Annotated in this window: 19 protein-coding genes; 5 read left to right on the top strand and 14 right to left on the bottom strand. The window is 70.6% G+C overall.

What is annotated here, in order from left to right:
- Positions 1-16: 16 nt before the first annotated feature.
- Together AB0C66_RS14155 and AB0C66_RS14150 are read right to left on the bottom strand one after the other, a co-directional pair.
- Positions 17-2,200, bottom strand: coding sequence for an FUSC family protein (locus tag AB0C66_RS14155; RefSeq protein ID WP_362437003.1), 2,184 nt, complete (start codon positions 2,198-2,200; stop codon positions 17-19).
- A 158-nt stretch (positions 2,201-2,358) separates the two neighbouring features.
- The gene (locus tag AB0C66_RS14150) at positions 2,359-3,093 is read right to left on the bottom strand and encodes a TioE family transcriptional regulator (RefSeq protein ID WP_362437001.1); all 735 of its coding nucleotides are present in this window, start codon (positions 3,091-3,093) and stop codon (positions 2,359-2,361) included.
- A 58-nt stretch (positions 3,094-3,151) separates the two neighbouring features.
- Between AB0C66_RS14150 and AB0C66_RS14145 the strand changes: the two genes are divergently transcribed.
- The 3 genes from AB0C66_RS14145 (at position 3,152) to helR (ending at position 7,695) form a co-directional block, all read left to right on the top strand.
- Positions 3,152-4,390: an erythromycin esterase family protein gene (locus AB0C66_RS14145; protein ID WP_362436999.1), complete on the top strand. Its 1,239-nt coding sequence runs from the start codon at positions 3,152-3,154 to the stop codon at positions 4,388-4,390.
- Between the two features lie 7 nt (positions 4,391-4,397).
- Positions 4,398-5,210, top strand: a complete 813-nt coding sequence (locus tag AB0C66_RS14140) for a methyltransferase domain-containing protein (protein ID WP_362436997.1) — start codon at positions 4,398-4,400, stop codon at positions 5,208-5,210.
- Positions 5,211-5,523: 313 nt separating this feature from the next.
- Complete coding sequence (helR, locus tag AB0C66_RS14135; RefSeq protein WP_362436995.1) at positions 5,524-7,695, top strand: RNA polymerase recycling motor ATPase HelR; 2,172 nt, start codon at positions 5,524-5,526, stop codon at positions 7,693-7,695.
- A 61-nt stretch (positions 7,696-7,756) separates the two neighbouring features.
- Here helR and AB0C66_RS14130 read toward each other — a convergent pair whose 3' ends face one another.
- A complete protein-coding gene (locus tag AB0C66_RS14130) occupies positions 7,757-8,200 on the bottom strand; it encodes a MarR family transcriptional regulator (protein WP_362436993.1) in 444 nt (147 codons plus the stop codon).
- Between the two features lie 98 nt (positions 8,201-8,298).
- On the opposite strand from AB0C66_RS14130, the gene AB0C66_RS14125 reads away from it, so the two are divergent.
- Positions 8,299-8,691 (top strand): nuclear transport factor 2 family protein, encoded by a 393-nt coding sequence (locus AB0C66_RS14125; protein WP_362436991.1) that lies wholly within the window; start codon positions 8,299-8,301, stop codon positions 8,689-8,691.
- Positions 8,692-8,746: 55 nt separating this feature from the next.
- Here the strand turns inward: AB0C66_RS14125 and AB0C66_RS14120 are convergent, their stop codons facing one another.
- The 6 genes from AB0C66_RS14120 to AB0C66_RS14095 all read right to left on the bottom strand — a co-directional run bounded on the left by AB0C66_RS14120 (position 8,747) and on the right by AB0C66_RS14095 (position 15,067).
- Positions 8,747-9,154: a VOC family protein gene (locus tag AB0C66_RS14120; protein WP_362436989.1), complete on the bottom strand. Its 408-nt coding sequence runs from the start codon at positions 9,152-9,154 to the stop codon at positions 8,747-8,749.
- Positions 9,155-9,317: 163 nt separating this feature from the next.
- Positions 9,318-9,956: a response regulator transcription factor gene (locus tag AB0C66_RS14115; protein ID WP_362436987.1), complete on the bottom strand. Its 639-nt coding sequence runs from the start codon at positions 9,954-9,956 to the stop codon at positions 9,318-9,320.
- Entirely contained in the window at positions 9,953-11,182 is a 1,230-nt protein-coding gene (locus AB0C66_RS14110) for a sensor histidine kinase (protein ID WP_362436985.1), read from the bottom strand. Before AB0C66_RS14110 ends, AB0C66_RS14115 begins: the two co-directional genes overlap by 4 nt.
- Positions 11,183-11,187: 5 nt before the next feature.
- Complete coding sequence (locus tag AB0C66_RS14105) at positions 11,188-13,383, bottom strand: MMPL family transporter (protein ID WP_362436983.1); 2,196 nt, start codon at positions 13,381-13,383, stop codon at positions 11,188-11,190.
- A gap of 110 nt (positions 13,384-13,493) precedes the next feature.
- Positions 13,494-14,366 (bottom strand): alpha/beta hydrolase, encoded by an 873-nt coding sequence (locus AB0C66_RS14100; protein WP_362436981.1) that lies wholly within the window; start codon positions 14,364-14,366, stop codon positions 13,494-13,496.
- A 128-nt stretch (positions 14,367-14,494) separates the two neighbouring features.
- Complete coding sequence (locus AB0C66_RS14095) at positions 14,495-15,067, bottom strand: TetR/AcrR family transcriptional regulator (protein ID WP_362436979.1); 573 nt, start codon at positions 15,065-15,067, stop codon at positions 14,495-14,497.
- A gap of 93 nt (positions 15,068-15,160) precedes the next feature.
- On the opposite strand from AB0C66_RS14095, the gene AB0C66_RS14090 reads away from it, so the two are divergent.
- Complete coding sequence (locus AB0C66_RS14090; protein ID WP_362436977.1) at positions 15,161-16,387, top strand: alpha/beta fold hydrolase; 1,227 nt, start codon at positions 15,161-15,163, stop codon at positions 16,385-16,387.
- A gap of 31 nt (positions 16,388-16,418) precedes the next feature.
- On the opposite strand, the gene AB0C66_RS14085 is transcribed toward AB0C66_RS14090, so the two are convergent.
- From AB0C66_RS14085 to AB0C66_RS14065, 5 genes are all read right to left on the bottom strand, one after another.
- Positions 16,419-16,706, bottom strand: coding sequence for a YiaA/YiaB family inner membrane protein (locus AB0C66_RS14085; RefSeq protein WP_362436975.1), 288 nt, complete (start codon positions 16,704-16,706; stop codon positions 16,419-16,421).
- A 157-nt stretch (positions 16,707-16,863) separates the two neighbouring features.
- Positions 16,864-17,484 (bottom strand): L-threonylcarbamoyladenylate synthase, encoded by a 621-nt coding sequence (locus tag AB0C66_RS14080; protein ID WP_362436973.1) that lies wholly within the window; start codon positions 17,482-17,484, stop codon positions 16,864-16,866.
- 39 nt (positions 17,485-17,523) lie between these two features.
- The gene (locus AB0C66_RS14075) at positions 17,524-18,069 is read right to left on the bottom strand and encodes a copper chaperone PCu(A)C (protein ID WP_362436971.1); all 546 of its coding nucleotides are present in this window, start codon (positions 18,067-18,069) and stop codon (positions 17,524-17,526) included.
- Positions 18,050-20,446: a heavy metal translocating P-type ATPase gene (locus AB0C66_RS14070; RefSeq protein ID WP_362436969.1), complete on the bottom strand. Its 2,397-nt coding sequence runs from the start codon at positions 20,444-20,446 to the stop codon at positions 18,050-18,052. The genes AB0C66_RS14075 and AB0C66_RS14070 overlap by 20 nt, the downstream gene beginning before the upstream one ends.
- Positions 20,443-20,721: a hypothetical protein gene (locus AB0C66_RS14065; RefSeq protein ID WP_362436967.1), complete on the bottom strand. Its 279-nt coding sequence runs from the start codon at positions 20,719-20,721 to the stop codon at positions 20,443-20,445. The genes AB0C66_RS14070 and AB0C66_RS14065 overlap by 4 nt, the downstream gene beginning before the upstream one ends.
- Between the last annotated feature and the right edge of the window lie 72 nt (positions 20,722-20,793).

Here is a 20,793-nt window from a genome sequence, read left to right as displayed (position 1 = left end):
GAGGGGGCCACGTGGTTCAGGGCTGGTCCGCCCGGCCGTCCCGGCTCTCCCGGCTCTCCTGATCCTCCTGGTCCTCCTGGTCCGCCTCGTCCGCGCGGGGGGCGGTGGCGGCTTCGAGGTCCGTGGCGAGCGCGCGCAGCCAGACCTCCACATCGACCAGCAGGGACAGGGCTTGCGAGGGGGTCCCTGACACGACGTCCGACGGCAGCGGGGTGAGCCGGACACAGACGCCGCCCGTCGGTGGCCCCGCCGCCCGGAGGGTCGCCGCCCCGACTTCCCCGGCGGCGTCCCGGACCCAGCGAAGGGCGGCGGAGGAGAACGTCCGCGGGCCCTCCGACCGCGGCAGCCAATAGGCGCCGACCAGCACACGCGAACCGTAGTTGAGCGCGGCGAGCCAGTCGGAATCGATCTCGGTGGTGTGACGCGACGTGCGACGCGAAGCGGGTTCCGTGCGGTACTGCGCGTACGCGGACTGCGCGATGCGCAGCCGGTGCTCGGTCACCCGCAGCACCCCGGGGGCGATCTCCCGCCCCCGTGAGGGGCTGTCATGGGCGGTCGTGGCGGTGGCGGTGGTCGGCACCAGAGGCGCGGCGGCCTTGAGGAGGGCCGTGACGCTGCGCCGGGTCTCGGCGCGTGCGCCGGAGGGCCAGGCGAGGAGACCGCACGCCAGGCCGACCGCGCTCCCGGTCAGCACATCGATGAGCCGGGCCTCCGCGAGCCGCCAGGTGACGGGCGCGATCTGGGCGAACGCCGTGGAGACGACCAGGGTGAACAGACCCTGGGCCCAGGCCGGTCCCTCGACGGGCCCCACCGTGAAGGCCAGCAGCATCATCGGCACCAGAAGGTACGCGTACACGTCGGTCACCTCACCGGCTCCGATGAGAAGCGCACCGGCGGCGAGCGCGCCGATCAGCGTCCCGACGGTGGCCGAGCGCACGGCGGACCAGGTGTCGCCCGCGGTGGTGCGCCCCAGTGTGAGCACGGCCAGCAGGACCCAGAAGCCGTGTGAGAGGTCGAGCGACCCCGCCACCAGGCGGGCGAGGGAGAGGCCGAGGGCGATGCGCACGGCGTTCTGGAAGACGACGGAACGCCGGGTGAAGTTGCCTGTGATCCGGACGCACCACAGGCGGATCGTCCCGGACCCGGCGTACCAGAACTGCTCATGGGGCAGCCCGTACACCGGTCGGCGGCCGCCGGTGGCCACGGCCACGGCCGTGCCCGCGGTCACGGCCGACACCGCGATCGTCAGCGCCGTCGACTGACGCAGCAACAGCGCGTGCGAGGGAGCCACCCGGGCGCCCGGGGCGCCGCCGCGCCCGGCCGCGAACTGCGCGACCATCTCCTCGAGCAGTCCGGGACCGGCGTCAGGGCGCGCACCGCGCAGGGCGTCCGCCGTTCGGGCGCAGGTCGCCGCGATGCCGCCGAGGAGGGTTTCCGAGGCCATGTCGGGCGCGGGGGAGAGCTCGGCGAGGGCGGCGAGCTGGTCCAGCAGACGGCGGGTGGCGGAGCCCGCCTGGGCCAGCGCGCGGTCCGTCCGGCCCGCCCCGGTGGGGCGGGTACCGGCGGGCTGCTGCGAGAAACGCAGAGCCCGCCCGGCCGCCCGCAGCCGGGCGGCCAGGCCGGGATCCGGCACCTCGGCCCCTACGATGCGGCTCGCCGCGTGGCCCGCGAGGTCCAGCGAGTCGGCGATCCGGCCCCGGTAGGTCGGCTGCGCGGGCTCTCCGAGGGGCACCAGCTCACACAGGCTCAGCAGCACCGTCCCGACGGCCAGACCGGCCAGCCGATGGGGCAGGGTGTCGGGCGCGTAGGGCGGGAAGCAGGCGAGGATGTAGAACAGTTGCAGCCCGGGGACGATACCCGCCAGCCGCGGACCGCACACCGCGCCGAAGGGGAGCGCGAACCCCACGAGCAGCATGCCCGCGACGGCCGGCCATGTTCCCACGGCCAGGACGGTCCCGAGAACGACCATCGCGGCGGCGGCCGGCAGGGCACGCAGCACGGTGCCGGCGCGCCGGCGCCCGGACCCCGGCAACGGCGAGAGGACGCCGTACGCGATGGGCGCGAACAGGGCGTAGAGCGCGGTGAGCGGCTGGTCCAGGAGATGTACCGCGGGATAGAACCCGGCGGCCGCGGCGACCGTGACGCGTAACGCGCGCGATCCGGCGCCGAGGGACGCGGAGAGCGACGGCCGTTTCGGCATGCGCGCTCCTCTCCCACCGCCCGCCCTGGGCTTGTCCCGTCACTCCAGGTCAGTGTGGCGCGGCCATGGTGGCGCCGGGCGGCGGCACCCCGCGCGCGTCGCATTTCGAGGAAACTCGCGCACACGCCACGTCCGCTCACCGCCGACGGCCCGAGGTCTCATCCGCGCTCGCGGAGATATGCCTCCAGCTCGGCGGCCCCGGTCAGCATCGCCCGCCCGCGGGCGGACAGCCGGGCGCGCCAGTCGCACAGCGCGGCCTCCAGCGGTTCCAGCCCGCCCGCCGTCCGCACCTGGTCGATCAGCGGGGCGATCCGCTCCAGCAGATAGCCGCCCCGCCTGAGTTGGTGGGCCAGCCGGGCGTCCCGCACATCGGCCTCGTCGTAGACGCGGTATCCGGTGAGCGGGTCGCGGCGCGGGCGCACCAGCCCGGCCTGTTCCCACTTGCGCAGCGTCGCGGGCCGGATCCCGAGCTCATCCGCCAGCGGCCCGATGAACGTGCCACCGGACCCGGCCCCCGCCGCACCGGGCGCGGCCGCCGTGGTGGGCGCCAGGTCGCGGAGGGCGCGCTCCACGGCCTGGAGTGTCCGCCGGTCGTCGAGGAGCTGGGTGTGGCTCACGTCGAGGAGACGGAACGCCTCGTCGACGTCGCCCTCGTTCACCGCCCGCATGATCGACGCCGCCGTCTGGTGGCCGTGGCCGGGCACCAGGGCGAGGAACGCGCGCAGGGCCAGCGCGTGCAGCGGCGTATAGGTGCGGTAGCCGTGGGGTGTGCGACCGGCGGCCGGAAGGATACCGGCCTCCTCGTAGTTCCTGATCGCCTGTGTGGACAGACCGTGCCCGCGCGCCAGGTCGATCGGCCTGAGCCGCTTACCGCTTTGAAGGTTTCGTCCCACGGGCCTGACGATATCGCGCGGAAGTTTCCACCGAAAGTTCAGCGATACCGTTGAAGGCATGGCTACCGACATCAAGGACACGGCCCATGCCGTCGAGGCCGCCGCCGTCATGAAGCTGCTCCCGGCCCGGCCACGGCTGCTGGCCCTGGGCGAGCCCACCCACGGCGAGGACACTCTGCTCGACCTGCGCAACGAGCTCTTCCGGCAACTCGTCGAGCAGGAGGGGTACCGGACGATCGCGATCGAGAGCGACTGTGTGAAGGGCCTGGTCGTCGACGACTACGTCACCACGGGCACGGGCACCCTCGACGACGTCATGGCGCATGGGTTCAGCCACGGCTGGGGCGCGTCCGCCGCCAACCGTGAACTCGTGCGCTGGATACGGGAGTACAACGACGGGCGCCCCGCGTCCGAGTGGCTCCGCTTCGCCGGTTTCGACGGCCCGCTGGAGATCACCGGCGCCGAGAGCCCCCGGCGGGCCCTCATCGCACTCCACGGCTACCTCGCGGCCCGGGTGGACACGGACCTGCTCCCCTGCACCGCGGAAACGCTGGACAGCCTGCTCGGCGCCGATGACCGGTGGACCCGCCCCGCCGCGATGATGGACCCGTCCCGGTCCGTGGGGCGGTCGGCCGACGCGAAGGAACTCCGGCTGCTCGCCGACGATCTGGTGGCGCTGCTCGACGCGCGGACGCCAGAGCTGATCGCGGCAACCTCATACGAGGACTGGGAACGGGCGCGCCTGTACGGGCGCACCGCCACCGGCCTGCTTCGCTACCACTTCTGGATGGCCGACACCACACCGAGCCGTATGACGTGGCTGGTGGCCCTGCGGGACCGGATGATGGCCGACAACCTCCTCGCCCTCGCCGAACGGGGCCCGGCACTGGTCCATGCCCACAACGGCCATCTCCAGCGGGCGAGGAGCACGATGCGGATGGCCGGACTGCCGGTCGCGTGGTGGAGCGCCGGTGCGCTGGTGAGCGCCCGGCTCGGCGAGGCGTACGCGTTCGTGGCCACGGCCCTCGGCACGATCCGGCACCAGGGCGTGGACACCCCGCCGCCGGACACCGTCGAAGGACTCCTGTACGCGCTCCCGGCGGACCGCTGTGTCCTCGACGCCCCGCGGCTGGCCACCGCCCTCGGCGACACACGGCCCACGCCCCGGGTATCCCCGTGGTTCGGATACTCCCCGCTCGACCCGGCCCGGCTGGCGGACAGCGAGGGCATCGTGTTCGTCAAGGACGTTCCGCGGAGCTCGTACCAGCGGCGGTGCGGTCCGTACACCGTGGCATGATCGGCCCATGGGCCAGGACGAGGGTTACCTGTTGGACAACCGGCAAGTCGAGGCGGGGGCCCGCTTCGAGGCGCTGTCGGCCCTCTTCGACGCCTCGACATTCCGCCACTTCGAGACGGTCGGCATCGACGAGGGCTGGCGCTGCTGGGAGGTCGGAGCCGGCGGTCCGACGGTCCCCGTGTGGCTCGCCGCACGTGTCGGGCCACGCGGGCGTGTGCTCGCCACCGACATCGATGTGTCCTGGACCGAAACGGCCACCGCCGAAGGGGTCGAGGTGCTGCGCCACGACGTCGCGCTCGACGAACCCCCGGCCGGTCCCTTCGACCTGGTCCACGCCCGTCTCGTCCTCGTTCACCTCACGGACCGCGAAACCGCGCTGCGCGCCATGGTCCAGGCGCTGCGCCCCGGCGGCCGGCTGGTGATCGAGGACGCGGACCCCGCGCTGCAACCGCTGATCTGCCCCGATGAACACGGCCCCGAGCAGGAGCTGGCGAACCGGCTGCGCCACGGCTTCCGGCAGTTGCTGCGACAGCGCGGCGCCGACCTCTCCTACGGACGCAAGCTGCCGCGGCTGCTGCGCGAGGCCGGGCTCGTGGAGGTCGAGGCCGACGCCTACTTCCCGATCGCCTCGCCTCCGTGCGACGTCCTCGAGGCGGCTACCGTCCACCAGGTACGGGACAAGCTCATCGCCGCGGGCCTCGCCACGGACGAGGAGATCGAGCGGCACCTCGCCAATGTCGCGGCGGGACGCCTGGATCTCGCCACCTCGCCGATGATCTCGGCCTGGGGCCGCCGACCTGGTGCGGACGGACCCGCTTGAGCCGCTCTCCGTGGTTTCGGTCGAACGGGCGGTGAAGCGCCGCCCGGCTCCGGCAGCCCGCGACCGGGCGCGATGTGCCACCGGTTGATCCGCCATCGGTGGGCGAGCCGGCTGATCCCTGCGTGAACGAGAGAGTGGCAAGGGGGAATACCCAGTCCTTGCCACTCTCAACTTATAGCGCACCGGGGGGCTTGCGGCAAGGCCCGGGTCATGGCGCAGAATCGCTGGCCGAAGCCAGAACCTGGGGAAATCGGAGTTTCACGAAGTGCATAGGGGTTTGTCAGTGACGCACTCTCGAATCGGAGCTGATGGCATGCGCCCGCCGACCACCAGCGCGTTCGAGCTTCCCGGCCATCTCGCTCCCAAGGCCGACCCGATGCTGATCGCCGGCGATGAGCGGCACTTCGCGGCCATCGCGGAGAGCCTTGAGCAGACGATCGCCGAACTGTCCGACCGCCTCGATACCGAGCGCAAGGCTCCCGGCGGCATCGGCCGGGAGGCGATGGAGCGGGACGCGGAGATCCACCGGCTGACCGGTCGGCTGCGTACCCTGCGCCGCTTCGGGCTTGACCTGTGTCTCGGACATATCGTCGGCGCCGACCACCCCGAGCCCGTGTACATCGGACGGCTCGGCCTCACCGACAGTACGGGGCGCAGGCTGCTGCTCGACTGGCGGTCACCGGCGGCCGAGCCGTTCTTCGCGGCGACCCACGCCAACCCGATGGGGCTGGTGAGCCGCCGCAGATACCGCTGGGCCCGGGGCCGGATCAGCGACTACTGGGACGAGGTGTTCACCGCTGACGGGCTCGAAGGGCATGCCGCCCTCGACGACCAGTCCGCCTTCATCGCCAGCCTGGGCGGCAGCCGGTCGGCCCGGATGCGAGATGTGCTCGCCACCATCCAGGCCGACCAGGACGCCATCATCCGGGCGGGCTCCCGCGGCACCCTCGTGGTCGACGGCGGCCCGGGGACGGGCAAGACCGTCGTCGCACTGCACCGCACCGCCCACCTCCTCTACTCCGACCCCCGCCTCGGCCACCGTCGGGGCGGTGTGCTGTTCGTCGGTCCGCATCAGCCCTATCTGGCCTATGTGGCCGATGTCCTCCCCAGCCTCGGCGAGGAGGGCGTACGGACCTGCACACTGCGGGACCTCGTCGCCGAGGGAGCCGGAGCGGCGGACGAGACCGACCCGGAGGTGGCCCTCCTCAAGGCGTCCGCGAAGATGGTGGCGGCGATCGAACCGGCCGTCGCCCTCTACGAGGAGCCGCCCGCCACGGGGATGACGGTCTCGACCCACTGGTCGGACATCTGGCTGAGCGCGGAGGATTGGGCCGAGGCGTTCGAGGCACCGGATCCGGGCACTCCGCACAACGAAGCTCGTGAGCAGATCTGGGCGGAACTGGTCGCGATCCTGCGGGACAAGCACGATGGCGACGAGGTGTCCCCCGAACTGTTCCGGAGGTCGCTGCTCCAGGACGGCGAGCTGGTCAGGACCCTCAACCGCGCATGGCCGATGATCGAGCCGACCGACCTCGTCGGCGACCTCTGGTCGGTGCCCGCCTACCTTCGTAAGTGCGCTCCCTGGCTCGGCCCCGAGGAGGTCCGGAAGCTGCAACGCGCGGACGCCCAGGCCTGGACGGTGTCGGATCTGCCGCTCCTGGACGCGGCACGGCAGCGGCTCGGCGACCCGGAGGCGTCCCGGCGCGAGCGGCGGCACGCCGCCGCCCTCGCCGCCCAGCGCGAGCGCATGGCGCAGGTCGTCGACAACCTGATCGACGCCGCAGCCGACTCCGGGGCCGACGGCGACGACGGCGAAGGTTTGGTGAGGATGTTGCGCGGCCAGGACGCCAAGGTCAGCCTGGTCGACGAGGCCGAACTGCCCACCGCCGACCCGGAACCTCTCGCCGGTCCGTTCGCGCATATCGTCGTGGACGAGGCGCAGGAACTGACCGACGCGGAGTGGCAGATGCTGCTGCTCCGCTGTCCGTCCCGGAGTCTCACCATTGTCGGGGACCGCGCCCAGGCCAGGCACGGCTTCACCGAGTCCTGGCGGGAACGGCTCACACGGGTCGGGCTCGACCGGATCGACGTGGCCTCTCTGAGCGTCAACTACCGGACCCCGGAAGAGGTCATGGCGGAAGCCGAGCCGGTCATCCGGGCCGCGCTCCCGGACGCCAATGTGCCGACCTCCGTCCGCAGCGGCGGTGTCCCCGTCGGCCGTGGATCCGTCGCGGAGCTGGACTCGATCCTCGACACCTGGCTCGCCGCGCATCACGACGGAATCGCGTGTGTCATCGGCGATCCCGCGTTCCGCGCGACGTCCCGTGTCCGGTCGCTGACCCCGGAGCTGTCGAAGGGGCTCGAGTTCGACCTCGTCGTCCTCATCGACCCGGAGGCGTTCGGCGAGGGTGTCGAAGGAGCGGTCGACCGCTATGTCGCGATGACCCGGGCGACCCAGCGACTTGTCATCCTCACGAGTCCCTGAGGTCACGAGTCCCCGAGGTCACGAGTCCCTGAGGCCGGTCGCCCGAGCCGAACCCGCCGTGTCAGGTGAAGGGGCCGTCGACGGTGAAGCGGCGTAGCTGGCGGGCGAAGGCCTCGGCTTCGCCGGGTGGCCATGAGGAGAGGCTGTCCATGATGTGGTCGGCCAGCCGTGTACGCAGCTCCGCCACCGCGGCTTCGCCTTGTTCGGTGAGGACGAGGAGGTGTGCGCGGCGGTCGGTGGGGTCGGGTTCGCGGCGGATCAGGCCGGCGGTTTCCAGCCGGGTGGCGCGGCGGGTGACACCGGAGCGGTCCACACCGGCGTCGGGTGCCAGGTCGGCCGCGCTGCGGGGTCCGGTGCGGGCCAGTGCGCTGAGGATGGGGTAGGTCAGTTCATCCACGGCCTCCCCCATGCCCTGGGTGATGCGCTGGTGCAGCTGCGCGCGGGTGGTCCGGCGCAACAGGATGGCCAGTGCGTTTGCGATCTCATGTCCTACGTCGTTATCCACTCCACAAGAATAGCGTGCGTTGCGCACGCTTCGAGTGCTACAGTCATGGAGAAGCGTGCGCGGCGCACGCAAAACTCTTCTTGTCGAAAGGTACTCCCATGGCCCGCACCGGTATCGAGACCGCCATGAACGACCTGCTCTTCAACGCCGAGATCACTCTCGAGGAGGCCGCTGACCGGCACTTCGCCCCGGAGTACCGTCAGCGCACGGACGGGGAGTGGGCCGACCGCACCGAGTTCCTCGAGCACATCGCCCATGTGCGCGGCCTCGTCGCCGATGGCCATGTCGAGGTGCACGAGGAGCTGTACGACGGCAGCAACTACGCCGACCGGCACACCGCCCACATCACCAAGAAGGACGGCTCGACCGTGAGCATGGAGGTCTACGTGTTCGCCGACTTCGCCCCCGACGGCCGCTTCCGCCGCATCGAGGAGACCACCCTGATGCTCCAGGGCTCCGACGCCGACCGCAACATCGGCAGCGCCCGCTAGGGGCTGTCCGCGAAGTCCCGCCGGGCCCGAGACACCGGCGGGACCAGGTGGCGGCTCAGCCCTGGATGGCTGCCGGGTCCATCCACGCCACCTCCCAGGTGTGGCCGTCGGGGTCCTGGAAGGACCGGCCGTACATGAAGCCGTGGTCCTGGGGCTCTCCCGCGGGTGAGCCGCCCGCGGCCAGTGCCTTGTCCGCCAGCTCGTCGACCTTCGCGCGGCTCTCGGCGCTCAGACAGAGAAGCACCTCGGAGGTCTTGGTGGAGTCCGCGATCTCCTTGCTGGTGAAGTCCTGGTAGCGCTTTCTGGTGAGCATCATGACCATGATCGTCTCGCTGATGACCACACATGCGCACTCATCCGTCGTGAACTGCGGATTGATCGAGTAGCCGAGCTCGGTGAAGAACTTCTTCGAGGTCTCCAGGTCATTCGTCGCGACGTTGACGAAGATCATCTGCTGGTACACGGGCGGTCTCCCTCTCCTGTGGTCTTCCACGGCGTTGCATGTGGCGTTGCATGTGGCGTTGCATAGGGATGGACCGCGCCGCCCCGCGGAACTCATCGCTCGCCGAGCGGAATTCTCGAAGAATCTCCTCCAGGGTCCGTGTGGGCGCACGGAAGGCGCTCGGCTAGGGCCACCGCAGCAGCCCCCGCTCCATGGCCACCACCACCGCACGCGTCCGGTCGTTCACATCCAGCTTGGCGAACAGCCGCAGCAGATGGGTCTTGACCGTCGCCTCCGCGATGACGAGGCGCTTGCCGATCTCGGCGTTGGTCAGACCGTCGGCCACGGCGTTGAGCACGTCGGTCTCTCGTGCCGTCAGCGGGTCCTGGACCGGACGGCGCATACGTGCGAACAGCTTCTCGGCCACCCGTGGCGCCAGCACGGTCTCGCCGCGTGCCGCTGAGCGGATCGCGTCGGCGAGCTGTTCACGGGTGGTGTCCTTGAGCAGATAGCCGATGGCACCGGCCTCCACTCCGCGCTCGATGTCCTGGTCGGTGTCGTACGTCGTCAGGATCAGGACCCGGGTGCGCGGATGCCGGGCGACGATTTCGGCGGTTGTCCCCACCCCGTCGAGCACCGGCATCCGCAGGTCGACGAGGGCGACATCGGGGTCGTGGCGCTCGACGAGTTCGAGGGCCGCCCTGCCGTCGCCCGCCTCCCCGACGATCTCGATGCCCTCCGCACCGGCGAGCAGGGCGACCACACCCGCCCGCATCACCACATGGTCGTCCACCACGATCACCCGGACTCGTCCGCCGCTCATCCGGTGCCCTCGCTTCCCTTGTCGCGCTCTTCGCCGCCGGGCGCGGGCGGCTCCAGGGGGATCACCGCGAGGACCCGTGTGCCATCGCCGACCGAGCTGGTGACCGTCAGCCGACCGCCCAGTTCCACCAGCCGTTTGCGCATCCCGTAGAGCCCGAAGCCCGTCGCCTCCTCCGGGACGAACCCGACACCGTCGTCGGTGATCTCCAGCTCCACCCCGTACGGCCGACGGGCCAGGATCACCCCGACCGTGGACGCCCTCGCGTGTTTGCGGACGTTGGCCAGGGACTCCTGGGTGCAGCGCAGCAGCGCGATCCGGGTCTGCTGATCGCACACCACATCGCTCAGGTCCGTCACCACCGTGAGCGCCGAGTCCTCGGCGAAGCGGTCGAGGATACGGCGCAGTGTCTGCGCGACGGAACCGGCCGCCGCCACGTCCTGTCGCTGTGCCGAGCTCACCAGCTCCCGCGCCTCCGCGAGGTTCTCGCGGGCCGTCGACTCGATCGAGCGCAGTTGCTGGGCGCTGCGTGCCGGATCGGCGGTGAGCCCCGCGCGAGCCGCCTCCGCGAGCACCACGATCGATGCGAAGCCCTGTGCGAGGGTGTCATGGATGTCCCGCGCCATCCGCTCCCGTTCACCCGCCGCCCCCTGACGCTGATGCGCCTCGGACAGCTCCGCCTGGGTCCGCTCCAACTCGACGATGAGCCGGGCCCGTTCGGTGCTCTGGGCGACCACCGAATGTGCCCACAGCCCGATCAGTACCCCAACGGCCACGACGATCAGCGTGGACACCAGTGTCTCGCTGAAGAACTCCAGTGACCAGCCCTGCCGGGACCAGCTCCCCACCAGTGTCGCGGCGGTCGCCAGCCCCAGGAACGCCATGGAGGTCCGGGGGGTCCGGCCGAACATCCAGTAGTGCGGCAGCGTCACCATGAACAGCGCCGCATAACTGCCGCGCAGAAACGCCAGCCCACCGAGCGCGAGCACCAGCACCGTCAGATAGACATGCGGCCGTACGACGGGATTCCCGGGGAAGCGGTCGAGCAGCGCGTAGCACAGCACCACACAGCCGAGCAGTGCGAGCGCCGCGTACTTGCTCCCGCCGGGCCGGTGCATCGCGGTGAGCCCGAGTGCCATCGCGGCGAACAGCACCCAGCACACCGCGTTCCAGCGGCGCAGCGAGGCGGCCCAGAAGGAGTCGGCGGAGGGCCCGGCAAGAGCAGTCATACCGGTCAACGTATGCCGACCACCGGCTGCCGGTGGGCCGCTTCGGCCGGTACGGCCCCCTCACGCCCCGCCCGCGACGGCCACCAGGTCGCCTCGCCGAGCAGGAGCAGGGCCGACGGCAGGATCATGATCCGGATGATGAAGGCGTCGAGCAGCACGGCTGCCGCGAGCACGAAGCCGATCTGCTTCATCTCGATGATGTGCAGGAAGACGAAGCTCGCGAAGACCGTCATCATCACCACGGCGGCGCTGGTGACCACGCTCGCCGAGGTGCGGATCCCGTCCAGTACGGCCTGTCGGGTGGGGGCGCCGGTGAGCGCGGCCTCCCTGATCCGGCTGACCACGAACACCTGGTAGTCCATGGAGAGTCCGAAGAGGATCACGAAGAGGAAGAGCGGGACACGCGATCCGATCGAACCCGTGGAGTGGAAGTCCAGCAGTCCCTCGGCCCAGGTGCCTTGGAAGACGAGGACGAGCAGTCCGAGCGCGGCCGCGGCCGACAGCAGGTTGAGTACCACACCGATCAGGCCGAGCATCACGGAACGGAAGGCGTACACCGTCATCGCGAACGTCACCAGCAGCAACGCCCCGAGAACCAGGGGGAGTTTGGCGTTCTGGTGGGCGGGATAGTCGGCGTAGCGGGCGACATCGCCACTGACGCCGTACTCCACGCCCGCGATCCGGCCCATGGTGGCGGGCAGATAGTCCTGGCGCAGATGGTCGAGGGAGTCACCGGCCTGGCGGGAGTTTCCCAGATACGGCACCTTCAGCCGCAGCACACTGATCCGGTGGTCGGCCGATGTCCTGAGAAGCGAGCCGTCGGCGAACAGCGGGTCGCGGTCGGTCCGTTCGGTGAGTGCACGGAGCGCCACGGCGACCTCCTCGGCGCGTGCGGCGTCGGCGCGCACGACCACGTCGTGGGTGACCCGCTGCTCGGGAAACGCCTCGTTGAGGCGGTCGTACACCCGCATCGCGGGGATCTCGCGGGAGTGGGTGTCCCGGCTCATCTCCGTTATCTTCAGCCCGGTCAGCGGAAGGACGAGGGCGAGCAGGGCGAGCACCGAGGCGCAGAGCGTGGCGAGGGGGTGGCTCGCGGCGGGCCGCAGCAGCGCAGTCCAGATCCGCCCACCGCCCTCGCCGCGCGTCCGCCGGGCCGGTTTACCGCGCTCCGCCCGGCGCCGCGCCGTGCGTTCCGCCCGCTTTCCCAGTGCGGTCAGCAGCGCGGGCAGCGCGGTCAGGGAGCTGGCCACCGCGACCAGGACGACCACGATGGTGCCGGTGGCGAGAGACGAGAAGATCACGTCGGAGGCCAGATACAGCGTCGCGGTGGAGACGACGACCGCCAGCCCTGACACCACGACCGCACGGCCCGATGTGGCCGCCGCCAGCTCCACCAGGGCCTCGGAGGTCAGTCGGCCGCCGCCGCGGGCCCGTTCCTCACGCTCCCGTTTGAGATGGAAGAGCGTGTAGTCGACGCCGACCGCCAGGCCGATCATGAGGATGACATTGGTGCCGACCCCGGCGTCGGGGGACACATGCGAGACCACCATCGACAGACCGATCGCCGCCGCGATCGAGGTCAGGGCGAGCAGCAGCGGCACCGTGGCCATGACGACCGAACCGAAGGCGACCAGCAGCGTGATCAGTGTGACCGGGAGCGCGATTTTCTCGGACAGCGCCAGATCATCGCTGCGCTGCTGGTCGACCCCCTTGCTGATGGAAGGGGATCCGGTCTCCTCGAGCAGCAGCCGGGGCTGGGATTTCTGGACGGCCGCGGTCTGTGCGAGCAGTGCGTCGACCTTGTTCTTGGCGTCCCGCTCCTCACCCTTGAGGGCCACTTCGACCATGAGGATCCGGCCGTCGCGGGACCACCGCGGTGGCGAGACGTCCGCGACCTCGGGCAGTGGCTTCATCCGGGCCGTGAGGTCGCGCGCGGCCGCTTCGGCGTCCCGCTGGTCGAGGACACCGGAACGGGCGGAGATCAGCACCTGCTCGGTGGAGCGGCGCTCCAGATGTCCTTCGGCCGCCATCGCCTCGGCCCGGCCCGCCTCGCCGACGCGATAGTCGGCCGTCGTGGCGCCATGGGTCCCGACGGCTCCACCGACGACCAGGCACAGCGCCACGAACACCAGCCATCCGACGACCGCCCGCCAGGGGTGCCGCGCGCTCCAGCGCGCCATCCGCACAGTGAGTGATTTCATGCTCAAAACCCTGGCTGACCAGGGCAGTTGGCCGACAGAGGTATCAGGTTGAACCTGCCGTCCACCGTTCGGTGGACCCGGGGGAGGGGGACAACCCCCGCAGGGGTCCGTCAGTGTGCGGAGACCGTGTCGTCGAGGAACCGCTTGATCATCGGCGCCACTTCGTCCAGTGCGCTTTCCAGCAGGAAGTGACCACCGTCCAGCAGCCGCACTTCCGCCCGCTGACTGTCGCGGGCGAAGGCACGTGCGCCGTCCGGGCCGAAGATCGGATCGTTTTGGCCCCATACGGCGAGCACCGGTGGCTGGTGATCACGGAAGTACTCGTGGACACGCGGGTACAGAGGGCTGTTGGTGGCGTAGTCCCGGAAGAGGGTGAGCTGAATGAGGTCGTTGCCGGGGCGGGAGACCAGCTGGAAGTCGTGGTGCCAGGTGTCGGGGCTGACCACACTCTCGTCGGGGACTCCGTGGAGGTACTGCCACTTGATCAAGTCCAGGGACAGGGCCTGGCGCAGGGCTTCCTCGTTCTCGGCGGTCGGGGACTGCTGATAGGCCCATACGGGCCGCCAGAAGTCCTCGACGAAGCCCTCGTCGTACGCGTTGCCGTTCTGGGTCACGATGGCGGTGACGGCCTCGGGGGTGCGCAGGGCCAGCCGCCAGCCGATGGGGGCGCCGTAGTCCTGGACGTAGAGGGCGTACCGGCTGACGCCGAGATGTGCCAACAGCCCCGCCGTCAGGTCGGTGAGGGCGTCGAAGGTGTAGTCGAAGTCGTCGACCCCCGGGGCGTCGGAGAAGCCGAAGCCCAGGTGGTCGGGGGCGATGAGGTGGTACGTGTCGGCCAGGCGCGGCAGCAGGTCGCGGAACATGAAGGAGCTGGTCGGGAAGCCGTGCAGAAGCACCAGGGCGGGGGCGTCCACGGGACCGGCCTCCCGGTAGAAGAGCCTGCGCCCCTGGATATCGGCAAAACGGTGGTGCACCTGTGGCATCGCGCTGAGCCCTCTCTGGTGATGTGTCCCGTGATGGGCTCATTGTCGCGCCGTGCGGGGCGGTACCGGGACTGCCGCGCCGCGCCCGGTCGTTTGTGCGCCGTCTCTGTCCGGGCCCGCCGGGGCGATCAGGTCGCGAGCAGTCTTTCCACGAGCAGTTCGGGATAGCCGGGGGGCGGCGGTGCGCTTCCGAAGAGGGCTCGCATATAGAGCGGTGCGATGAGCTGGTCGAGGATCTGGTCAAGGGGGGGAGGGTTCTCGCCGCGGGCGGTGGCGCGCTCGCGGATGCGCTCGATGGCACCGCCCCGGCGTGCGAAGAGCTGTGCGCGTTCCGCTTGAGCCTGCGGGCTGCCCGGCATGGACAGCGCCATGGCCCGCACGAGCAGTCGGCCTTCGGGCTTGAAGACGGTGGCGGCGCCCGCTGCCACCCATTCCGTGAGGTCCCCGCGCAGGGTGCCGGTGTCCGGCAGTGGCCAGTCTTCTTCGAGTCGGGTGATCGCCACATCGGTCAGGAGCGCCTCACGACTGCCCCAACGGCGGTAGACGCTCGTGTGGTTCACCCCGGCGCGCTGGGCGATCGCCGGGATGGTCAGCTCCACGACGTCCGGATCGGACAGCAGGTCGATGACGGCCTGATGGACCGCCGAGCGAACGCGCTCGGAGCGCCCCCCGGGGCGCGAGGTCGGTTGGGTCGGGCTCATTCCCCCATCTTAAAGCACATCCATTTGCTTTGTTGCCCCGGCAGTGTCTATAGTCCTCGGCAGACGCACAGACATGTGCTTTAAGGAGTGGAAATGAAGCAGCTACTGTTCCCCGGCGACCCTCAGTTCTGGTACGAGACGCTGCGCTCGATGAGCCATATCGCCTACGGCGGGGCCGACTTCGGTGAGGTGGTCTCGACCGGCGAGCGCATCACCGAGGGCGACTACAACAGCTGGCACGACGAGTGGCTCGCCACCGCCGACCGCGTATCCGGCGAGGCGCAGCGGGCCCTGGACGCCGGCCACCTGGTCAGCGCGCGGGACGGATTCCTGCGGGCGTCCAACTACTACCGGTCGACTGAGTTCTTCCTGCACGGGAATCCGTGCGACCCGCGCCACGACCACGCCTACGACCGCAGCGTGGCCTGTTTCGAGGCGGCGGCGGCCCTGTTCACTCCCCGCATCGAACCGGTCCGCATCCCCTACGAGGGCACCACGCTGCCCGGCTACCTCTACCGGGTGGACAACAGCGGCACCCCGCGACCGACCGTGATCATGCATAGTGGCTTCGACGGCACCGCCGAGGAAATGCACTTCAGTGGTGCGCAGGCGGCCGTCGAACGCGGTTACACCGTGCTGACCTTCGACGGCCCGGGCCAGCCGGGACCACTGCACCGCGAAGGACTGGTCTTCCGCCCGGACTGGGAAAACGTCATCGGTCCGGTGGTGGATTTCGCCGAGTCACTGCCGGAGGTCGACAACAGCCGTATCGCGCTGCTCGGTTCCAGCATGGGCGGCGTGCTCGCCCCCAGGGCGGCGGCCTTCGAACACCGGCTGGCCGCGCTGGTGGCCATCGACGGCGTCTACGACCTCGGCGAGATATCCGTCCGGCACCTCCCCGGCGACCGCGACGAGGCGGAACGGCGCCTGCGCGCGGACTCCGACCCCGAACTCGACGCCCGGTTCGCACACATCATGGCCACCGACGCGACAGCGCGCTGGGCGATCAACCACGGCATGTACGTGATGGGTGTGGACACCCCTCGGGCCTTCAGCGCCTCCTACCTCGACTACACCCTCCGCCATGGCATCGCGGAGCGGATCCCATGCCCCACGCTGGTGTGCGACGCCTCCGAGGACGAGTTCTTCAAGGGGCAGCCGCAGCAGCTCTACGACCACCTGACCTGCGCCAAGACCCTGTTGACGTTCACCGCCGAAGAAGGCGCCGGCGCACACTGCCACCCCGGCGCCATGCGCACAGCCCTGGCCCGCGTCTACGACTGGCTGGACGACACCCTGAACAAGTCCGCCGCCTCATAGCCGAGCCACCACGGCACCGCCGGGCCACGGGTCACAGTTTTTCGAAGGGGTCGTGCTCGGAGAGCAGCCTTTCCACCCGTGCCTGATCGACCCGGCTGACGATTTGCCCCGCCTCCTGGCGGTCCCGGATCACCTTGGCGAGGGTGAAGGCCGAGGTCACCAGGTAGAGCACGGCGATGGCCAGGAAACCACGGACCCAGGCGTCGGCGTTCAGCCGGAAGATGCCGATGGCGGTGGCCGCCATGGCGACGGCGAAGGAAGCGACGGCCTGACCGTAGAACGCGGCCGTACTCTGTTGTTTGACCGGAGTGTCACTCATGCGGACAAGAATCGGCGGACCAGGCGGGCTCCGCATCCGACCGGATACTCAGGGACGTACTCAGTTCGGGGCCGAGAAGCGGTGTGCGGGCCGGTCCGCGGAGCGCGATCCGGCCTCCCGACGGGCGTCGGCAGCCATCCGCCGCACACCTGGACCGCTACTCGAACCGTGCGGTGTCGCCCGCCCCTCGGCGTACGATCTCCACATCGCCGCCGGAGAAGTCGATGACCGTGGTCGGCTCGGTGCCGCAGTCACCCGAGTCGAGTACGGCGTCCACCACATGGTCGAGGCGTTCCTTGATCTCCCAGCCCTGGGTCATCGGCTCGTCCTCGTCGGGGAGGAGCAGGGTGCTGGAGAGCAGCGGCTCACCGAGCTCGGCGAGCAGGGCCTGGGTGACGACATGGTCCGGAATGCGGACGCCGACCGTTTTCTTCTTCGGATGCAGCAGCTGGCGCGGCACATCCTTCGTCGCCGGGAGGATGAAGGTGTAGCTGCCGGGCGTCGCCGCCTTCACCGTGCGGAACACGTCCTTGTCGATATGGACGAACTGACCGAGCTGCGCGAAGTTCTCGCAGACCAGGGTGAAGTGATGACGATCGTCGAGGTTCCGGATCGACCGGATCCGGTCGATCCCCTCACGATTGCCCAGCTGGCATCCCAGCGCGAAGCAGGAGTCCGTCGGGTAGGCCACCAGCGCGCCGGACCGGATCCGGTCGGCCACATTGCCGATGGTGCGGGGTTGGGGGTTCTCGGGGTGCACATCGAAGTACTTCGCCATCCGCCGACCCTACGGGATCAGGCCGACCCGGCCGGTCTCTCAGCTCCTGTCCGCCGCGACCACCTCGGCTTCGGCCGCCACCCGGCCGCTGCCGGTGAACCACAGATCGAAAGCGATCTTCCGGCCCGGCTTCAGTACGGGCGGCTCGAGCACCATGAGATGAAAGGTGTCCTCGGTCATCCGCACCGTGCTGTGCGCACGCACGGTCACCGTCTTCGCGGGCGGTGTGCTGCCCGGCCGCTTCCGCCGGGGTTCACGCACCATGGAGATCCCCAGCTCCGGGAAGTCGGCGTAGAGCAAGGTGTCATCCGTTCCCCCGGTGTTGCGCACCTCGAACAGCACATCGGCCGGTTCGGCCGCACCGGACGGCTGGAGAACGCGCGCGGCACCGACCTGGATCCGTGGTGCCGACTCCCCGGCCGCCCCGGTCGCCGTATAGGCCGTGAGCAGGAGCAGCGCCAGCGCACAGGCACCCACCGGCACCAGGGCGGACCGCGCGTCCCGCGCCAACGCGGCTCTCAGGGGACTTCCGGGTGCGGAACGGTCATCGGCCGTCGCGGATCGGTCATCGGCCGCTGTGGACATCGTGACTCCTCATGGAACGGCCGCCCTCGGCGGCCACCGGCTCCTGCGACGACGGGTGACTCGATGGCGCGCCGGTCCGCCGCCCGCCGGGGGCGTAGGACCGCAGCCGCAGACTGTTGGCGACCACCAGGACGGAGCTCGCGGACATGGCAGCGGCGGCGACCATGGGGTTGAGCCAGCCGGTGGCGGCCAGCGGCACGGTGACCACGTTGTAGCCGAACGCCCAGGCCAGATTGGTGCGGATGGTGGTCAGCGTGCGCCGGGTGAGCCGGATGGCGTCGGCCACGGCGAGCATGTCCTCCCGTACGAGCGTGAGGTCCGCCGCGCCGATCGCGGCGTCCGTACCGCCGCCCATGGCCATCCCCAGGTCGGCCGAGGCCAGCGCGGCGGCGTCATTGACCCCGTCACCGATCACCGCGACGCACCGGCCCTCCTCGCGCAGCGCCCGTACGATCCTCTCCTTCTCCTCCGGGGCCACTTCCGCGTGGACCGTGTCGATGCCCGCGAGCCCGGCCATCGCACGGGCGGCGGCGGCTCCGTCACCGGTCACCAGTACCGGTTCGATGCCCAGCGCGCGCACCTCACGCACCGCTTCACGACTGGTGGGCCGCAGGGTGTCGCCGACGGCCAGCAGTCCGACGGGCCGGTCGTCGAGCTCCACGACCACCACCGTCCGCGCGGCGCTCTCGGCGGCCTCCCGCGCCCGGCCCAGCACGTCCGGCAGCCGCTCCGACGGATCCGGGCGGCGTACGCGCACCCGGTGGCCCGCCACCCGGCCGGACACTCCCTCTCCGGTAACGGCCCGGAACTCCGACACCTCCGGCAGAGGGACATCACCGGCCCCCTCGCGGTGGGCGGCCGCCACCACGGCACGGCCGATGGGGTGTTCGGAGCCCTGCTCCACCGCCGCGGCCAGCCCGAGCACCTCCGTCGTCTCCGGTCCGTCCGGCACCACGGTGGCATCGGTCAGTGTCATCCGTCCGGTGGTGAGCGTCCCCGTCTTGTCGAAGACCACGGTGTCCACCCGGCGCAGCCGCTCCAGCGCCTCGGGGCCGCGGATGAGCACACCGAGCTGTGCGCCGCGCCCGCTGGCCACGAGGAACGCGGTCGGTGTGGCGAGCCCCAGCGCACAGGGGCAGGCCACGACGAGTACGGCCACGGCGGCGGTGACGGCCGACTGACCCGTGGCACCGGCGCCCAGCCAGAAGCTCAGCACGGTGGCGGCGATGGCCACGATCGCCGGTACGAACACTCCCGCCACCGTATCGGCGAGCCGCTGGATCCTCGCCTTGCCCGCCTGGGCCTCCGTGACCAGGGCGATGATCCGGGCCAGTTGGGTATCGGCACCGACCGCCGTGGCGCGGACGACCAGCAGCCCACCGGAGTTGACGGCTCCACCGACCACGGCGGAGCCGGGTGTCACTTCCACGGGCACGCTCTCACCGGTGACGAGCGAGAGGTCGAGCGCGGAGCCGCCCTCGACGACCACACCGTCCGTGGCGACCCTCTCACCGGGGCGCACCATGAACTCCTGCCCGGCGACCAGCCCGGCCATGGCGATCCGGCGATTGCCGCCCGGCTCCCTGAGCTCCACCTCCTTGGCGCCCAGTTCGGCCAGTGCGCGCAGCGCCGAGCCGCTTCGGTGCTTGGCGCGGGTCTCCAGGTAGCGCCCCAGAAGGACGAAGAGCGGTACGGCGACCGCCGCCTCCAGATAGAGATGGGCCACCCCGGTGTCGGCGGAGGGCAGCAGGCTGAACGGCATCCGCATGCCCATCCGGCCCGCGCCCCCGAAGAACAGCGCGTAGAGCGACCAGGTGAAGGAGGCGATCACACCGAGCGACACCAGGGTGTCCATGGTCGCCGTGGCATACCGCAGTCCACGCAGCGCGCGTTCGTGGAAGGGCCAGGCGCTCCAGACCGCCACGGGGGTGGCGAGGAACACGCACAGATGCTGCCATCCGTCGAACTGCCAGGCGGGAACCATCGAGAGCACGAGGACGGGCACCGCGAGCACCGCCGTGAAGACGAGGCGTTGGAGGTCGGTCACGTGGGGCGGCTCGCCCCCGCCCTCGTCGTTGTCATCGTCCTCGGCCACCTCCGGAGCCGGGGCCGCGGGCGTGGCCAGTGCGGCGGTGTAGCCGATCCGCTCGACGGTGGCCAGCAGTTCGTCCGTGCCGACGGCGGGCGGGTGCGTGGCCCGCGCCGTGCCGGTGGCGAGGTTCACGGTGGCGCTCACCCCCTCGACCCTGGCCAGCTTCTTCTCCACCCGGGCCACGCACGCCGCACACGTCATGCCACCGATCAGCAGATCGGTGGTGTGCGTCGGCGTATCGGGCGCCGTGGCCGAACCCGGCACGGTCTCCGACCGTTCGCTCATCGGCCGCCCCCTGCCATGCCACTGCCCGGCAGACCCATGCCATGGGTATCCATGCCCCCGGCTCCCGGACCGCCCTGCGGCACGTTCCGGTGGATGCCCGGCGCCACCGGCCCTGCGGCCCGTCCCACCGCGTAGGAGACGGCCATCAGCACCATCAGGAGAACGAGAAACCCGGTCAGGGCGGGAGGTGGCAGCGCGCGGCGCACCCGGGCACCACGGGACTGGACTGGTTCGTCCGCCGGACGGGGCGGTGTGGCGCTGTCGGTCAACGGCATGGTCGGCACTTTCGGCGCTCCCCTCTGCTGGCTCTGGTGGAAACTGCCCGCGGTCGCCCACTCATACGGCGC

Source organism: Streptomyces sp. NPDC048636, assembly GCF_040650655.1.
In the GTDB taxonomy this organism is placed as follows: Bacteria; Actinomycetota; Actinomycetes; order Streptomycetales; family Streptomycetaceae; genus Streptomyces.
Note: the sequence above shows the minus strand (reverse complement) of the source record. Positions and strands in the feature narration are given on the sequence as shown.

Bases quoted from the DNA above. Each gene is read 5' to 3' on its own strand.
- AB0C66_RS14115 (WP_362436987.1), bottom strand. From the start codon at position 9,956: ATGAGCGGCGGACGAGTCCGGGTGATCGTGGTGGACGACCATGTGGTG.
- AB0C66_RS14095 (WP_362436979.1), bottom strand. From the start codon at position 15,067: ATGAGCCCGACCCAACCGACCTCGCGCCCCGGGGGGCGCTCCGAGCGC.
- AB0C66_RS14110 (WP_362436985.1), bottom strand. From the start codon at position 11,182: ATGACTGCTCTTGCCGGGCCCTCCGCCGACTCCTTCTGGGCCGCCTCG.
- AB0C66_RS14145 (WP_362436999.1), top strand. From the start codon at position 3,152: ATGGCTACCGACATCAAGGACACGGCCCATGCCGTCGAGGCCGCCGCC.
- AB0C66_RS14070 (WP_362436969.1), bottom strand. From the start codon at position 20,446: ATGAGCGAACGGTCGGAGACCGTGCCGGGTTCGGCCACGGCGCCCGAT.
- AB0C66_RS14080 (WP_362436973.1), bottom strand. From the start codon at position 17,484: ATGGCGAAGTACTTCGATGTGCACCCCGAGAACCCCCAACCCCGCACC.
- AB0C66_RS14085 (WP_362436975.1), bottom strand. From the start codon at position 16,706: ATGAGTGACACTCCGGTCAAACAACAGAGTACGGCCGCGTTCTACGGT.
- AB0C66_RS14100 (WP_362436981.1), bottom strand. From the start codon at position 14,366: ATGCCACAGGTGCACCACCGTTTTGCCGATATCCAGGGGCGCAGGCTC.
- AB0C66_RS14125 (WP_362436991.1), top strand. From the start codon at position 8,299: ATGGCCCGCACCGGTATCGAGACCGCCATGAACGACCTGCTCTTCAAC.
- AB0C66_RS14065 (WP_362436967.1), bottom strand. From the start codon at position 20,721: ATGCCGTTGACCGACAGCGCCACACCGCCCCGTCCGGCGGACGAACCA.
- helR (WP_362436995.1), top strand. From the start codon at position 5,524: ATGCGCCCGCCGACCACCAGCGCGTTCGAGCTTCCCGGCCATCTCGCT.
- AB0C66_RS14090 (WP_362436977.1), top strand. From the start codon at position 15,161: ATGAAGCAGCTACTGTTCCCCGGCGACCCTCAGTTCTGGTACGAGACG.
- AB0C66_RS14105 (WP_362436983.1), bottom strand. From the start codon at position 13,383: ATGAAATCACTCACTGTGCGGATGGCGCGCTGGAGCGCGCGGCACCCC.
- AB0C66_RS14140 (WP_362436997.1), top strand. From the start codon at position 4,398: ATGGGCCAGGACGAGGGTTACCTGTTGGACAACCGGCAAGTCGAGGCG.
- AB0C66_RS14075 (WP_362436971.1), bottom strand. From the start codon at position 18,069: ATGTCCACAGCGGCCGATGACCGATCCGCGACGGCCGATGACCGTTCC.
- AB0C66_RS14155 (WP_362437003.1), bottom strand. From the start codon at position 2,200: ATGCCGAAACGGCCGTCGCTCTCCGCGTCCCTCGGCGCCGGATCGCGC.